This window comes from Cochlodiniinecator piscidefendens, from assembly GCF_011326755.1.
Classification (GTDB): domain Bacteria; phylum Pseudomonadota; class Alphaproteobacteria; order Rhodobacterales; family Rhodobacteraceae; genus Cochlodiniinecator; species Cochlodiniinecator piscidefendens.
This window is the reverse complement of record NZ_JAAOIE010000004.1, coordinates 245,191-260,815: the sequence shown is the minus strand read 5'-3', so window position 1 is coordinate 260,815 and position 15,625 is coordinate 245,191. Positions and strand designations below refer to the sequence as shown.

Annotated in this window: 12 protein-coding genes; 7 read left to right on the top strand and 5 right to left on the bottom strand. The window is 49.7% G+C overall.

What is annotated here, in order from left to right; genetic code table 11:
- Nucleotides 1-10: 10 nt before the first annotated feature.
- Nucleotides 11-2,428: a DNA topoisomerase (ATP-hydrolyzing) subunit B gene (gyrB, locus tag G9C99_RS12780; protein ID WP_166417899.1), complete on the top strand. Its 2,418-nt coding sequence runs from the start codon at nt 11-13 to the stop codon at nt 2,426-2,428.
- A 300-nt stretch (nt 2,429-2,728) separates the two neighbouring features.
- Nucleotides 2,729-3,538 (top strand): division plane positioning ATPase MipZ, encoded by an 810-nt coding sequence (locus tag G9C99_RS12775; RefSeq protein ID WP_166417898.1) that lies wholly within the window; start codon nt 2,729-2,731, stop codon nt 3,536-3,538.
- A gap of 697 nt (nt 3,539-4,235) precedes the next feature.
- Here G9C99_RS12775 and G9C99_RS12770 read toward each other — a convergent pair.
- The 5 genes from G9C99_RS12770 to G9C99_RS12750 all read right to left on the bottom strand — a co-directional run bounded on the left by G9C99_RS12770 (nt 4,236) and on the right by G9C99_RS12750 (nt 9,478).
- The gene (locus G9C99_RS12770) at nt 4,236-5,921 is read right to left on the bottom strand and encodes a hypothetical protein (protein WP_166417897.1); all 1,686 of its coding nucleotides are present in this window, start codon (nt 5,919-5,921) and stop codon (nt 4,236-4,238) included.
- Nucleotides 5,922-6,038: 117 nt separating this feature from the next.
- A complete protein-coding gene (locus G9C99_RS12765; protein WP_166417896.1) occupies nt 6,039-6,890 on the bottom strand; it encodes a metal ABC transporter permease in 852 nt (283 codons plus the stop codon).
- The gene (locus G9C99_RS12760; RefSeq protein WP_166417895.1) at nt 6,887-7,744 is read right to left on the bottom strand and encodes a metal ABC transporter permease; all 858 of its coding nucleotides are present in this window, start codon (nt 7,742-7,744) and stop codon (nt 6,887-6,889) included. Before G9C99_RS12760 ends, G9C99_RS12765 begins: the two co-directional genes overlap by 4 nt.
- Nucleotides 7,744-8,595: a manganese/iron ABC transporter ATP-binding protein gene (locus G9C99_RS12755; RefSeq protein ID WP_166417894.1), complete on the bottom strand. Its 852-nt coding sequence runs from the start codon at nt 8,593-8,595 to the stop codon at nt 7,744-7,746. The genes G9C99_RS12760 and G9C99_RS12755 overlap by 1 nt, the downstream gene beginning before the upstream one ends.
- 1 nt (nt 8,596) lies before the next feature.
- Nucleotides 8,597-9,478 (bottom strand): metal ABC transporter substrate-binding protein, encoded by an 882-nt coding sequence (locus G9C99_RS12750; RefSeq protein ID WP_231704074.1) that lies wholly within the window; start codon nt 9,476-9,478, stop codon nt 8,597-8,599.
- Between the two features lie 261 nt (nt 9,479-9,739).
- Between G9C99_RS12750 and G9C99_RS12745 the strand changes: the two genes are divergently transcribed.
- The 5 genes from G9C99_RS12745 (at nt 9,740) to G9C99_RS12725 (ending at nt 15,599) form a co-directional block, all read left to right on the top strand.
- Nucleotides 9,740-10,573, top strand: coding sequence for a flagellar motor protein MotB (locus G9C99_RS12745; protein WP_166417892.1), 834 nt, complete (start codon nt 9,740-9,742; stop codon nt 10,571-10,573).
- A 109-nt stretch (nt 10,574-10,682) separates the two neighbouring features.
- A complete protein-coding gene (locus G9C99_RS12740; protein ID WP_166417891.1) occupies nt 10,683-11,993 on the top strand; it encodes a flagellar hook protein FlgE in 1,311 nt (436 codons plus the stop codon).
- A gap of 32 nt (nt 11,994-12,025) precedes the next feature.
- Nucleotides 12,026-13,483, top strand: coding sequence for a flagellar hook-associated protein FlgK (flgK, locus tag G9C99_RS12735; RefSeq protein WP_166417890.1), 1,458 nt, complete (start codon nt 12,026-12,028; stop codon nt 13,481-13,483).
- Nucleotides 13,483-14,496 carry a flagellin gene (locus tag G9C99_RS12730; protein WP_166417889.1) on the top strand — a complete coding sequence of 338 codons (1,014 nt, stop codon included), beginning with the start codon at nt 13,483-13,485 and terminating at the stop codon, nt 14,494-14,496. Before flgK ends, G9C99_RS12730 begins: the two co-directional genes overlap by 1 nt.
- Nucleotides 14,493-15,599, top strand: coding sequence for a flagellar basal body P-ring protein FlgI (locus tag G9C99_RS12725; protein ID WP_166417888.1), 1,107 nt, complete (start codon nt 14,493-14,495; stop codon nt 15,597-15,599). The genes G9C99_RS12730 and G9C99_RS12725 overlap by 4 nt, the downstream gene beginning before the upstream one ends.
- Nucleotides 15,600-15,625 lie beyond the last annotated feature (26 nt).

Sequence of the window (15,625 nt, the reverse complement as noted above, 5' to 3'; positions counted from 1 at the left end):
GAAGGCGAGCATGTCCGACACAGCGCAGCAACCAGAAGAATACGGTGCCGATTCTATCAAAGTTCTTAAAGGGTTAGAAGCCGTTCGCAAACGCCCTGGAATGTACATTGGCGATACCGATGACGGGTCAGGCCTTCACCATATGGTCTACGAAGTTGTGGACAACGGGATCGACGAAGCGCTGGCCGGTCATGCGGATCACGTTACAGTCACAATTCACGCGGATTCAAGCGTATCAGTGAGTGATAACGGGCGCGGTATCCCTGTTGGTATGCACGAAGAAGAAGGCGTTTCAGCTGCTGAGGTGATTATGACCCAGCTACACGCAGGTGGGAAATTCGACAGCAATTCTTATAAAGTATCTGGCGGTCTACATGGCGTCGGTGTCTCTGTTGTAAATGCGCTGTCTGATTGGCTCGAATTGCGTGTTTGGCGCGATGACAAAGAACACTATGCCAAGTTTAGCCATGGTGACACTGTTGAACATCTGCGCGTAGTTGGGGATGCAAACGGACGAAAAGGCACCGAGGTCAGGTTTCTTGCTTCAACAGATACGTTTTCCAATCTGGAATACTCATTTGAGACACTAGAAAAACGCCTTCGTGAGTTAGCGTTTTTGAACTCAGGTGTGCGCATTATTCTGCGTGACGAACGCCCTGTCGAACATCTGCATGCTGAATTATTTTACGAAGGTGGCGTAAAGGAATTCGTAAAATATCTGGACCGTTCAAAATCCTCAGTGATGCCTGAACCCATCTCTATCGCTGGTGAGCGTGACGATATCGGTGTTGAAATCGCGATGTGGTGGAACGACAGCTATCACGAGAATGTCCTACCCTTTACCAATAACATCCCACAACGCGATGGCGGGGCGCACTTGGCGGGCTTTCGCGGCGCGCTCACACGCACGATCAATAACTATGCTCAGACGTCTGGCATCGCGAAGCGCGAAAAGGTAAACTTCACCGGGGATGATGCACGCGAAGGCCTAACCTGTGTGTTATCTGTGAAAGTCCCCGATCCGAAATTCAGCTCACAAACCAAAGATAAGCTCGTTTCATCCGAAGTCCGCCCTGCCGTCGAAGGCCTCGTGAACGAAAAGCTGGCTGAATGGTTTGAAGAAAACCCAAACGAAGCTAAAATCATCGTTTCCAAAATCGTCGAAGCTGCAGTTGCCCGCGAAGCCGCCCGTAAGGCACGTGAACTCACACGACGGAAAACAGCGATGGATGTAAATTTCCTCGCCGGGAAACTTAAGGATTGTTCTGAAAAAGATCCTTCCAAAACTGAAGTCTTCCTCGTCGAGGGTGACTCTGCTGGTGGTTCCGCGCAGACAGGGCGCGATCGAAAAACACAAGCCGTTCTCCCGCTTAAGGGTAAAATTCTAAACGTTGAACGTGCGCGTTTTGACCGTATGCTTGCCAGTCAAGAAATCGGCAATTTGGTCATGGCTCTTGGCACCGGTATCGGGCGCGACGAATTCAACATCGAAAAACTGCGCTATCATAAGATCGTCATTATGACTGATGCGGACGTCGACGGCGCGCACATTCGTACGCTTCTATTGACATTCTTCTTCCGCCAAATGCCCGAGCTTATTGAAGGTGGCTACCTCTACATCGCGCAACCCCCTCTTTACAAAGTTTCGCGAGGCAAATCAGAGGTTTACCTGAAAGACCAAGCGGCTCTTGATGATTACCTTATCGAACAAGGGTCCGAAGGAACAGTTCTGCGCCTTCCAACCGGCGAGGAAATCGTCGGGCAAGACTTAATGCGTGTGGTTGACGAAGCCCGCCAAGTTCGCCGCATTCTACAAGCGTTCCCAACGCATTATCCGCAACACATCCTTGAGCAATCAGCAATTGCAGCGGCCTTTGTTCCTGGCGCGGTGGATCAAAACCTTCAAGGTGTTGCAGACGCTATTGCGGCGCGACTTGATACCATTTCCGTCGAATATGAAAAGGGATGGCAAGGCCGGCCAACACAAGACAAAGGTATTCGCCTTGCCCGTATGTTGCGCGGCGTCGAAGAAGTTAGAACGCTTGATGGCAATGTCATTCGCTCTGGCGAAGCACGCAAACTGGGCACATATACAGACACACTAAAAGACGTATATGGCCAACCTGCGAAACTGGTACGCAAAGATAAAGAAATCATCATCCACGGGCCCAGCGACCTGCTGCGCGCTATTTTGGCCGAAGGCGAAAAAGGATTGTCACTTCAGCGCTATAAAGGATTGGGGGAAATGAACCCGGATCAGCTATGGGAAACCACGCTAGACCCAGACGCCCGCACATTGCTTCAAGTTAAAGTTGATGATGTAGCTGAAGCCGATGATATTTTCACCAAGCTTATGGGAGATGTCGTCGAACCACGCCGAGACTTTATCCAAAAAAATGCACTCAGCGTTGAAAACTTAGACTTTTAAGGTTTTAGTGGGATTCACCATAATCGTTTGCGAGACACTCAAAACTGTTCGTTTTGATGAATTCAAGCGAATTTCGAGACAAACAAAATGCGCCTTGAAATTCGCTGTATTCTGAAGAGTCTGTGAATGCGACCATCACATCTGCTGAGCGCGCAATTCGGGTTCTGCAGAAGTGCCTCGACACGACGCCGGCGCTCTAATGTAGACTTGCTCAAACCCATTGCTTCCCATATGCGATAACACAACATATAGTGGGCGTACCCGAAAGGGCACGCTTTTTTGTTCAAGGAAGGATCTGGCGTGGCGCATATTATCGTCGTCGGCAATGAAAAGGGTGGATCAGGTAAATCCACGACCTCTATGCATGTTGCTACCGCACTCGTGCGGATGGGGCATAAAGTTGGGGCACTCGACCTTGACCTGAGGCAACGCACATTCGGCCGTTACGTCGAAAATCGCAAAGCATTTTGCGAAGCAAACGATCTGACTCTGCCTATTCCAGACTACCATGGGCTGCCCGAAATCGATCATTCTGACCTACAGCCGGGCGAAAACATCTATGATCATAGGCTGTCTGCTGCGGTAGCCACGCTTGAACCTGATAGCGATTTTATCCTTATTGACTGCCCGGGTTCGCACACGCGCCTTAGCCAAGTCGCGCATTCGCTCGCAGATACATTGATTACGCCTCTCAACGATTCATTTGTTGATTTCGATCTATTGGCGCGGATCAACCCAGAGACCAACGAAATCCTAGGCCCTTCGGTTTATTCCGAAATGGTCTGGCACGCACGCCAATTGCGCGCACAGGCCGGGCTAAAGCCGATAGACTGGATCGTTGTGCGCAACCGTTTGGCAGCACAGCAAATGCACAACAAAAAGAAAATGAGTGAAGCGCTCGACTCTCTATCCAAACGTATCGGCTTTCGAGTTGCACCAGGGTTTGGTGAGCGGGTTATCTTTAGGGAGCTGTTCCCAAAGGGTCTGACCCTGCTAGACCTGCTGGATGTTGGGGTAACGCAGTTGAATATTTCAAATGTCGCCGCACGCCAAGAAGTACGCGAATTGATTAAGTCACTTGAACTGCCGGGCGTGACTGTTGATTTCTAACCAAAAAATAATCGATTACACGATACTTTGGATTATCGGGCCCATTTGCGTGCGCCCGATAAACTGCGGCGCCCCCGTTTCTCTATTCAGTAACCAGAAAATTTTGCACCCTCTCAGGAAACCTGCGAAGCCGCACAGCGCATGTTGGTGCACCCAACTCCTCTCTGTCATAAGGGAGGTGAATAGTTATAGTTTGAACCCCTTGGACGCTTCCGTAACTCGTGCCGCAATAGTTTGGAGGACGGCGATTATCCGAAAAGGGGTCAGAAGCAATAGCTCGTGATAGGGCTCTTCCCCAAAATTGCAGCTCTTCCCTAGCACCCTGCGGCAATGCTTGGTTTAGGCAGTTGAACAGACGCCCATCCGGACCTGCAAAGAGAACCGCTTTTTCGTCAGGGGGGGGGGGCAAATTAACGACCTCTGCGACGCTTGATACCATCCCGCTCCACAGGTTTTCGCAATAATTATTTCCCCCAATCTCTGGTCCAGACAGAGATATCGCTTTGAGTGGAATCAAAAGAAACAAACACAGAAATAGAACACGCATTAGATCATCCAAAAAGACAAGAAATTGCCAAAATTTCCTTCGTTATAGGTGGTTTCAATTCGCCCGATATCAAAAACGCCGCGTCTAATTCAGAAAATGAATATAAATTGAAAACGGCCGCGAAATTCGCGGCCGTTTTTTTTGGGCAAGTTATTGACGGCGAGGAGGGCGAACATAGCGTTGCAATGACATCTGCATCGCTTCACGACCTTCGGTATAAGCACTACGCACAACCGCGACTGCGTAAATACCTGAACCCACACGTTCAACCAAACGAGTCCGGCTGCCGTTAACATCTGGCCAACCTTCGGCAACCATCTGACCACTGCCTTCAAAGTCGAACAATGCGATCCGTTCAACACCGCCAACGGATGTTGTATCCATGACAACAAGGCTTTCCTCGTCGACTTCGAACAAGAACCATTCAGCCCCACTGCCTGCGACGGTTTCGCTACGCAAGCTCCGCTCAAGCAGGCCAAGGTCGTTCATCTCAACACCACTAGAAACCGACGGCAACAATTCACCGCGGTTATACGCCTCGGCAAGAAGGGCCTCTTCTGTCAGCTCTAGAACCGAAAGATCAAATAATCCACCGCCGCTGCCTGAGAAGGAGCCAACAACAGCGCAATACTGCCCAGCCGGCACTACGCCACCTGTTTGCAGCCGGCTGTTTGTACCTTGGCCTTCGGCATCATCATTTCTGGCGATTTCGGTTCCATCCATTGAGTACAATCCAAGAACCGTATCAAAGTTATTGCTGGATGCACTCAATCGCAGTTCCATCTCTTGCGATGTGGAAAAGCTAAAGTGTGAATATGTACCTGTCAAAGCTTGCCCTGCAGACAGAGGCGCGAAACCACTGGCAAGCCCATCACCAAGCGCAACGGTAGTAGCAGGGTCTTGGCATACGTTGAACGGAGCAAAGCCACCCGTTTGCTGTGCCACGACTTGCGGAGACCATTCCTGAAGTGTCACGTCGAATGGACCACCTGAGGCACCGTCATAGCTGTTTACGGTCAAACAGTAATCACCAGGCTGAAGTGCTTGCTCTAGACCCAATAGGCTGTTTACGCCATCGCCACCGTCATCATCGGTTCCATACGGAACACCTGCTACGTCTTCGAGCGAAATGATTGTGTCGAATGTATCGCTGCGCACACCGAGCGCAACGCCCATAGGCTCAGACAATGTAAAGCCGACGCTCGCGCTACCGCCTCCCATCAATTGCCCTGAGAGTTGCTGAACACCACCGCCCAGAGAAAGCGGATCGATTGCGACCAACATATTTGGGTTAGAAGCACATGAACCCGATGCAATCTGGCCACCGTCGGTAGGATAAGTCACCGGAGGTGTCACCCCAGTTGTAACACGCAAAGGAATGGTTGCATCAAAACCTGACGGCAACGGACCGGTTGGCGCGGGAATATCCGTAAGCGTACGCACCTGAAGACAATAAGCCCCTGCAGGAAGGTCAACACCGAGGCGCGAATTCAGCGTACCAGTCCCGTCATCGTCGGTTTGAACAACTGCGCCCGAGCTATCAAACAAGATCAAAACTGGATCGGCATCAAAACTGTTAGTTTCAAGCGTCAATCCCGTTGGGTTTTGCAGCATCAACTCTAGATACCGTGGCTCCCCTCTTGCGATGTTTACAAATGTATCGATCGGGGCAGCTGTTGAACCCGAAATGGTGAAATTACCTTCGGTCAATCCATTTGGTTGACCACATAGTCCGACGTCTTGTGCAAATGCTGCACTGCTTAACGATGTAGCCGTTAACAACGCTCCAAGACCAATGCTGGCCCGCATTGCAGGCATAATATTGATTTTATTCATGAATAAGCTCTCTTTCCAAAGAACGGATATCACACATCTTCCAATGTGCAACTGTCTGTCCCTTAAGAGAAACCATTCACTATAGCTTTGTCAAATACTAGCCCGAACAAAGAGCAGCTACCCGCCAATAGAAGACGTGCCCGATGTTTCTGTTTTGTGGCGCAGCCAGATCAAACGCGTAAAACAAATTACAAAGATGGCTGTGAGGATCAATATAATCGTCGGCGCAGGGGCGCTATCGAGAAATACACTGAGATAGATGCCGGTAAAGGACGAAAAAACAGTAACTGCGACTGAAATCATCATCATATGCTCAAACCGTTTTGTCACAAGAAATGCAATCGCTCCCGGCGCGATCAGTAAGCCAATGGCTAGAATAATGCCCACGGCTTTCAATGTCGCAACAATTGTCAAAGACAAAACAGCCAGCAAGCCATAGTGCAGCAGACCCGTATTCAGCCCAGATGCTTTGGCCTGCGCAGGATCAAATGAAAACAGTAGCAAGTCTTTCCACTTGAACACGATCGCAGCAGTAACCAAAATCCCGATGCCAGCAGTGAGGTAAATATCATTCCAATTCACCCCCAGCATATTACCAAACAAAATATGGTCTAAATGCACATCCGACTGAATTTTCGTATAAAGCACGAGACCAAATCCAAACATGCCAGAGAACACAACGCCCATTACTGTGTCTTGTTTAACCCGGCTATTTTCTTTCAAAAACCCGGTTAACAATGAGCACGTCATTCCCGCCGCAAACGCCCCGATAACCAGCGGAATACCAGCAATATATGCAAGGACAATACCCGGCAGAACAGCGTGGCTAACGGCGTCACCCATCAATGACCAGCCTTTGAGAACCAAAAAGCAGGACAATAGAGAGGTTGGGACAGCAATAATCATCGTAATAATAAAAGCGTTGATCAGAAAGCTGAACTGAAATGGTAGCAAAAGTTCTTCGATCATTTTGAAACCTCTAGCGCTTTGATCGCTTTACGTCGGGATGCCAAATACCCGTGCTTTGGTGCCAAGAAAAACGCTGTAAGGAAAATCAACGTCTGCAGGCAAATAATAACGCCGCCTGTTGCCCCATCTAGGAAATAACTTAGGTACGCCCCAACAAAGCTCGTCGAGGCTCCTATAGCGACACTCAGTATCAGCAACCGAGGGAATCTATCGGTCAGAAGATATGCGGTTGCACCCGGTGTCACCACCATTGCAATAACCAAAAATGCGCCCACAGTTTGCAACGCGGCAACGCAGGATGCCGATAACAAAACGAAAAAGATAAACTTCAACCGATCTGGGTTCAGGCCGATTGACCGAGCATGGCTTTCATCAAAGAAAACCACCATCAAATCTTTCCACTTCAACAGCAACACGCCCAAAGACACAAAACCAATCAACGCCAGTTGCAGCGTATCTTCAGGCGTGATTGCAAGAATATTGCCAAGCGTGATCGTTTGAATATTCACGGAGGTCGGGGATACCGACACCATGAAAAGCCCGAGGCCAAAAAAGCTGGTAAAGATAAGACCGATGATAGCGTCTTCCTTCAACCCGGAACGTTGATTGAGAAACAACATCGCACCAGCAGCCAATCCACCAGCGGCAAAAGCACCCAGCGCAAACGGAAGCCCAAGCATGTAAGCTCCGGCAACACCCGGGACGATCGAATGGCTCAGCGCATCCCCAATCAACGACCAGCCCTTGAGCATAAGATAAGCTGACAAAAACGCGCACACACCACCTACAAGCGCACTCACCCACATGGCGTTGGTCATGTAGCCATACGTAAACGGTTCAAGAAGGGTTTCCATTAGCTGCCCTTCTCTGTCTTCTCATCATAGACAACAAAAGGTCTTTCATCATCGGTAATCACGGTGACTTGGCGCGCATCATCATCGTCATGCAGGTCTTTTCCGCCCAAAACAAAATGACGCAATACACCACCGAAAGCTTGTTCGAGATTTTTCTGGGTAAAGGTATCTTCGGTTAAGCCATACCCAAGCACAGTTCCCTTGACCAAAACAGTTCGATCACAAAATTCAGGGACAGACCCCAGGTTGTGGGTAGAGACAAGCATAACACGACCTTCGCTTCGTAAATCTCGAAGCAATCCGATGATCGCATCCTCGGTTTGAACGTCGACGCCCGTAAAAGGTTCATCAAGCAATATGACTTGGCCGTCCTGCGCCAAAGCACGTGCGAGAAACACACGTTTACGCTGTCCGCCGGACAACTCCCCTATCTGCCGATGGCGAAATTCAACCATGCCAACGCGTGTCAACGCATCTGTAACGGCCAATTTATCCTCTGCTCTCGGAGTGCGCATAAAGTTCATATGCCCATACCGCCCCATCATGACCACGTCTTCGACCAGTACGGGAAAAGACCAATCGACCTCTTCAGCCTGAGGAACATAGGCAACGATATTTTTCTTAAGCGCCTCTTTGACTGGCATTCCCAAAATACGGATTTCACCTTTGGCTGCGGGAACAAACCCCATAATCGCCTTGAATAGGGTCGATTTTCCCGCGCCGTTCACCCCAACCAAGGCTGTAATTGTTCCGGTCGGGATTTCAAAACTCGCGTTGGTTAGTGCGGTGTGACCATTGCGATAAGTCACGGTTACATCCGAGGCAGAAATACCTAACTGTGCAGAAGTCATTTTAATTCCCTTGCGCAGCAGTAAGACCATCCAGAACAGTCTGAGAGGTCACACGCAGAAGATCCAAATACGTTGGAACCGGCCCATCTGCCGCCGATAGTGAATCCACATAGAGATCTCCGCCGTACTGCGCACCTGTTTCACGCGCCACTTGACGAGCCGGATCAGTGTTTACAGTGCTTTCGCAAAAAACAACTGGAATATCGTTTTCTCGTACACCATCAATAACTTTACGAACTTGCTGCGGCGTACCAGTTTGATCGGCATTGATCGGCCACAGGTAAAGTTCACGCATCCCAAAATCGCGGGCCAAATAACTAAAGGCCCCTTCGCAGCTGACCAACCAACGATCATCTGCGGGGATCTCACGGATTGCTTCGCGCAACGGAGCAATCGCCGCTGTAATTTCTGCTTTGTATTCCTCGGCATTCGCACGATAAACTTCTGCGTTGTCCGGATCATGTTCAACAAAAGCATCGCGAATATTATCTACATAGATCAGGGCAGTATCTAACGCCATCCAAGCATGTGGATTAGGTTTGCCATCGTAAGCCCCCTCTGTGATCCCCATAGGCGTGATCCCATCGGTCAGAACTGCACTTGGCACATCACTTAGGTTTGAGAAAAACTGTTCGAACCAAAGTTCAAGGTTCAGACCGTTCCACAAAATCAGATCGGCATCCTGCGCACGCAAAATGTCACGAGGGGTTGGTTGGTAGCCGTGGATCTCAGCGCCTGGGCGCGTGATCGACTGAACCACTGCAGCGTCTCCGGCGACGTTTTGGGCCATGTCAGCAATGACTGTAAAAGTAGTGACTGCTCTAAATGGTTCATCTGCCAGAGATTGCGTTGCTGCGCCCCCAACAATCAAAACAGCAGCCATAACATTGGGAAATCGCATATTATTCTCCTCGAGCCTTCGTTGAGCCCGGAATATGCGAGTAATTCGCAACTGTCAATGCTATTGAGAATTATTTGCAACAAAGGATATTCCATACAAATCAACCGGAGATTCGCCATTACACAGACAACCTCAACGTCATGTTGGTTGCCTGCTGCTAAAACTCCTAACAATTTGAAAGGTTAAACCGCTGTTTATTTTCTCCTGCTAGTTCTGGACTTGGGTGAAATAAGAGGTGGTGAAATGGCTGCGGGAACAAACGCGCCAATCATCATAAAGAAGAAGAAGATCGTTGGTGGCGACGGACATCACGGGGGCGCTTGGAAAGTGGCCTACGCAGATTTCGTTACAGCGATGATGGCATTCTTTATGTTGATGTGGCTATTAAACGCGACGACAGAACAACAACGTCAAGGTCTGGCTGATTACTTCAGTCCATCTATTCCAATCAGTCGTATTTCTGGCGGTGGTGACGGGGCCTTGGGTGGTGATAGTGTTTTCGTCGAAGAAACCTTACCGCAAAGCGGCACTGGAACTGCGGTTCCGACTGATACGGCTTCGAATCGTACCGACGCCGAAGGTGGGGCAGACGGCGATGGAATGTCTGAAGAAGAGGCCATCACTATGGTTGAGGAGGTTCTAAACGGTAGCGGCGGCGAAAGCTATGTTATGGAAAATGCGCTCCGCCACATCATGACTCGACAAACTGATGAGGGATTAATCGTCGAAATCTTCGACCTCCCCGGAGAACCCTTGTTCCATGTCGGATCAAATGAACCAACAAATGTCATGATTGAAGTCACAAGAATCATCGCCGAAGTATTCGATTTGGTCACCAACGAAGTTGCAATTGCAGGCCATACACGTTCGCAACCAATCGTCCTTCAAGATAATCCAGTCTGGAATTTATCGTCGGATCGCGCAGACCGAACACGTCGTCTGCTTGTAACGAGTGGAATGGAAAGCGAGCGAATGCAACGTGTTACAGGGTATGCCGATCGCAAACCAGCAGCGCAGAACCCGTTATCCATTCGCAACAATCGACTCGAGGTGATCTTGTTACGTTCAGACCAATAGCGCCTACGCGAAGAGGAAATAGATCTCATTTTATCTATTAGGGGCATGTTAAGCTGCGACCGCTAAGCCTGTTGTTGATCCTAGGATTGATGCAGCAGAAAGGCGCACAATGACAATTTCCTCTTCGCTTAACGCTGGTGTGGCGGGCCTCAATGCCAACGCAACCAAGCTAGCAACCATTTCAGACAATATCGCAAATTCTGGCACCTATGGTTACAAACGTGCCGTTACCGATTTTGAATCATTCGTAATTACAAAAAGTGCGGGGTCGGGAACTTATTCCGCTGGTGGCGTAAAAGCCAACACAAGCCGCCTTATTGAACAACGCGGTGCTCTTGTATCCACAAGCAACGCAATGGATATTGCGGTTACGGGGCGCGGGTTCCTGCCGGTAACGCCTGTCGTTAGTTTAGGTGGAGCAGCAGCAGGCGATCAACCCTTGCTGATGACCACAACCGGCGCATTCCATACCAACTCAGACGGACTTCTCGTTACTGATTCTGGATTGGCGCTTATGGGCTGGCCGGCAGAAGCTGATGGCTCAATCAGTACTTATCCACGCGACACTGTCGCAGATCTGGAGCCTGTCCGCATCAATGCTAACCAATCTGCTGGCGATCCAACAACACAAATGAGCCTTGGCGTAAACCTTCCTGCGACCCAAGCAGTTGTTGACGGGAATGGTGAAACACTCCCTCTATCAGTCGAATACTTCGGTAACCTTGGCACATCTGAAACGATGGATATCACGTTCACTCCAACTCAACCTGCGTCAGGCAATGATAACGAATGGACTATGGTGATCAGCGATTCTGCGCAGGGCGGCGCAACAATCGGTGAATACACGTTAACCTTTGACGACACACGCGGCAACGGCGGTACGCTGGCCTCAGTCACAACGGTTTCTGGTGGTGCCTATGATCCTGCGACAGGTTCTTTGGCACTAACCGTTGGCGGTGGTTCAATGGATGTAACCATCGGGCGTCTCGGTGATAATAAAGGTTTAACGCAGCTTTCCGATAGCTTTGCCCCGACCTCCATCACCAAAGATGGCTCCCCTGTTGGCAATCTCACCGGCGTTGAAATCAACGATGGCGGCATGATCACCGCGACCTATGATACAGGCTTCACGCGAATTCTCTATCAGGTGCCTCTCGCCGATGTTCCCAGCCCAAATGGATTAATTTCTTTGAACAATCAGACATTCCAGGTGTCTCAAGATAGCGGTTCCTTCTTCCTGTGGGATGCTGGGGATGGTCCAACCGGCGCGGTTTCAGGGTACGCTCGTGAAGGGTCCACCACGGATGTCGCAGGCGAATTAACCGCTCTCATTCAAACCCAACGCGCCTATTCGTCAAATGCTAAGGTTATCCAGACCGTAGACGAGATGTTGCAAGAGACAACGAACATTAAGCGTTAATTTTCAATCGGGTGAAACCGAAAGGATAAATCATGAGTATGGCATCCGCTTTTAGCAATGCGCTGTCTGGGCTATCCGTCACGACACGCCGTGCGGAAATCGCATCATCCAATATCGCAAACGCATTGACTCCGGGCTACGCCCGACGGGAACTCGATGTAAATTCTGTGGTATTGGGAGGCAACGGCGCAGGCGTACAAGCCTCTGGTGTAAATCGTATTGTGGATTTGGGTGTCATTACCGACCGAAGGGCCGCCGATGGCCAGCTTGCTTATATCAATCAGGTCTCTTCCTTTTATTCCACAATGGAAGCTGCGATTGGCGTACCAGGTGAAACAGGCGCACTTGCCGACAGCCTAGCCAACTTTGAATCCACACTGATAGAAGCATCTAGCCGCCCAGATTCGGATCACAGATTGGACAATGTGGTTCAGGCCGCAGCCCAAGTCGCATCAAAATTAAATTCCGTATCTGACACTATCCAAAAACAACGCCAAGGTGCTGATGCCTCTATTGAGTTTGCGGTGGACAGCTTAAACACCTCGTTGGCACAAATTAAAGACCTGAACACCCTGATTGTTAAAAACAATGCTTCGGGTTTTGATACCGCAAGCCTATTAGATCAGAGACAGTCCCTCATTGATCAGGTTTCCGAAATTGTGCCCGTTAAACAAATCGCTCGTGAAAATGGTCGGGTTGAACTCATTTCAACAGGCGGAATGATGTTGCTAGATAGTAAAGCAGCACAATTTGAGTTTTCCAGCACAGCCGTCATTACACCAGACATGACTTTAACTTCGGGAGCGCTATCGGGATTAACAATAGACGGGCAAAGTGTTCAAACGAGCAGTTCAAGTAGTTTACTGTCGGGCGGAAGCCTGATCGGGCATTTTTCCGTACGCGATGAACTATCAGTTGCGGCCCAAGCACAAACTGACGGATTAGCGCGAGATATGATCGAACGTTATCAGTCGACAACAACGGATCCTACCCTTGCCGTAGGTGACGCCGGGCTCTTCACCGACGCAGGTGCTGCTTTTGTTGCAACCGATGAAATGGGCCTATCCGCACGGATCGAAATTAATGTTCGCGTTGATCCAGCCGCTGGAGGAGAGAGCTGGCGAATACGAGATGGGATCGGTGCAAATGTTCAAGGTGATGTTGGCAACTCACAACTGATTAGCAATCTCGTAGGTGCGTTAACTGGCCCTCAGGTTACGTCATCAACCGCCTTTACAACTCAATCCAGAAGCGCCGCTCAAGTCGGTTCTGCGTTGCTATCCACTATCAGCGGAGGGCGGCAATCGAGTGAATCACAGCGGGCCTTCGCTCAGGCGCAGTCTTCGACCTTAAAATCACTCGAACTCGAAAATGGTGTCGACACTGATTACGAACTTCAACAGCTGCTCCTGATTGAACAAGCATACTCAGCTAATGCGCGCGTCATTCAAACAGTAGACGAACTCCTAGATACATTGATGAGGCTCTAATGGTAAACTTTTCTTCCATCGGCGACATGGCTCATTCGTTTATGACGACACGTCAAAACGCAACGCTAAAAACGTCGCTGCAAACATTGTCAAAAGAGCTATCAACAGGCCAAGTATCGGACGTTGGTTCGCATCTAAAGGGTGATTTTTCACCTCTCGCCAGTATTGAACATTCACTCAAATCTCTGACTTCATATAGTTATGCAAACAAAGAAGCATCCACATTCGCAGCCAGCATGCAAAGTGCGCTTGAAGTCGTACAGGGATTTGCCAGTGAGACTGCGTCGACCCTGATAACATCCGGAAATGCAGGCCAAGCTGCTACAATTGAAGTTGCCGCGAACGACGCACGTCAAAAATTTGACTCTATTGTATCCACTTTAAACACAAGTGTTGCTGGCCGCAGTCTGTTCGCAGGAACATCAACAAATACTAAACCCCTCGCATCCGGCGATACGATGATTGCAGAGCTTACGGCCCACGTTGCTGGCGAAACGACAGCTGCAGGTGTCGCATCAGCTGTAAATGATTGGTTTAACTCAGCAGGTGGTGGGTTCGAAACTTCAGGTTATCTTGGATCTACAAACAATCTCGCGCCACTTCAGATTGGCCCGAACGAAAGTGCTGAGTTGCAATTGCGGGCAGATAATCAAACACTACGCGACACACTGGAAGGTTTTGCCCTCGCTGCGCTTATAGATGAGGGCGTACTCGGCGGAAACAATGTGGAACAAGCCGCACTTGCGCAAACCTCGGGTCAGAAAGTTTTGGCTGCCGATGGTAAAATCACAACCCTTAGGGCGGACGTTGGCGCAGTCGAAGCGCGCATAGAAAACGCATCCACTCGGAACGAAGCAGAAAAATCGGGCCTCGAATTAGCAAAATCTGATCTCATCGGCGTCGATCAATACGATACAGCGGTACAGCTTCAAGATGCGGAATCTCAACTAGAAATCCTGTATAATATTACCGCGAGACTGTCGCGCCTAACCCTAGCGGATTATCTGAGATGATTAAAAAAGCCCTGCTGTTCTTCGTTGTGTTTTGTCTATTCCCGCTGACCATTTCGGCTAGTCCAATTCGGATCAAAGATCTGGTCGAATTTGACGGTGTTCGCGGAAATGATTTGGTTGGATATGGATTGGTCGTGGGATTAAACGGCACGGGTGACGGTATCCGGAATGCTCCATTTACCGAAGAAATAATGTCAAACATTCTTGAAAGGCTTGGGGTTAACATTACAGGCGAACAATTTCGCCCAAAAAATGTAGCAGCCGTCTTTGTAACGGCGACACTACCTGCATTCTCCCGCGCGGGTGGACAGGTTGATGTAACTGTTTCTGCCATCGGTGATGCTGATAGTTTACTCGGTGGAACACTTATCATGACTCCTCTCAATGCCGCAGATGGCCAGATCTATGCGGTGGCACAGGGGACAATAATAGCCGGGGGTGCTTCTGTCGCCGGCGACGGAGCTGAGGTCATAAGTGGCGTACCAACCTCAGGTGTTATTCCGTCAGGCGCGCGCGTAGAGCGTGAAGTAGAGTTTGAGTTAAATTCACTCTCAGAATTACGTCTGGCATTACGCAACGCCGATTTCACAACCGCCGCTCGTATTGAAAACGTCATCAATGAATCTTTTGGCCGTCGCGTGGCTGTGATGCTTGATGGGGGTACCGTTGAGGTGGATTTCGCGGCAACACGCTTACAATCCCCCGCACATGCAATTGGTTATATTGAAAATATGCTGGTTGAACCCGAACTTCGTGCACGCGTCGTTGTAGACCAACGGTCTGGAACGATTGTTATGGGCGAAGATGTCAGAATTTCCCGCGTCGCGGTTTCCCAAGGGAATCTTACGCTCCGCATTCAAGAAGTCCCGGTTGTTGTTCAACCAAACCCATTTTCAGAAGGCGAAACCGTTGTGGTACCTCGAACCATTGCAACACTGGAGGAAGAGCCGGGAACTGGATTGGCCGAAATCAATGAAGGCACCTCCCTTTCAGAGGTTGTTGCAGGGTTAAATGCCCTAGGTGTTTCGCCAAGAGATATGATCGACATCCTCAAAAGCATCAAAGCAGCAGGTGCATTACATGCCGAGTTTGTCGTTCGTTAACACAGCAGCGGGCAAAGTAGCCCGCC

Bases quoted from the DNA above. Each gene is read 5' to 3' on its own strand.
- gyrB (WP_166417899.1), top strand. From the start codon at position 11: ATGTCCGACACAGCGCAGCAACCAGAAGAATACGGTGCCGATTCTATC.
- G9C99_RS12770 (WP_166417897.1), bottom strand. From the start codon at position 5,921: ATGAATAAAATCAATATTATGCCTGCAATGCGGGCCAGCATTGGTCTT.
- G9C99_RS12765 (WP_166417896.1), bottom strand. From the start codon at position 6,890: ATGATCGAAGAACTTTTGCTACCATTTCAGTTCAGCTTTCTGATCAAC.
- G9C99_RS12760 (WP_166417895.1), bottom strand. From the start codon at position 7,744: ATGGAAACCCTTCTTGAACCGTTTACGTATGGCTACATGACCAACGCC.
- G9C99_RS12755 (WP_166417894.1), bottom strand. From the start codon at position 8,595: ATGACTTCTGCACAGTTAGGTATTTCTGCCTCGGATGTAACCGTGACT.
- G9C99_RS12750 (WP_231704074.1), bottom strand. From the start codon at position 9,478: ATGGCTGCTGTTTTGATTGTTGGGGGCGCAGCAACGCAATCTCTGGCA.
- G9C99_RS12745 (WP_166417892.1), top strand. From the start codon at position 9,740: ATGGCTGCGGGAACAAACGCGCCAATCATCATAAAGAAGAAGAAGATC.
- G9C99_RS12740 (WP_166417891.1), top strand. From the start codon at position 10,683: ATGACAATTTCCTCTTCGCTTAACGCTGGTGTGGCGGGCCTCAATGCC.
- flgK (WP_166417890.1), top strand. From the start codon at position 12,026: ATGAGTATGGCATCCGCTTTTAGCAATGCGCTGTCTGGGCTATCCGTC.
- G9C99_RS12730 (WP_166417889.1), top strand. From the start codon at position 13,483: ATGGTAAACTTTTCTTCCATCGGCGACATGGCTCATTCGTTTATGACG.
- G9C99_RS12725 (WP_166417888.1), top strand. From the start codon at position 14,493: ATGATTAAAAAAGCCCTGCTGTTCTTCGTTGTGTTTTGTCTATTCCCG.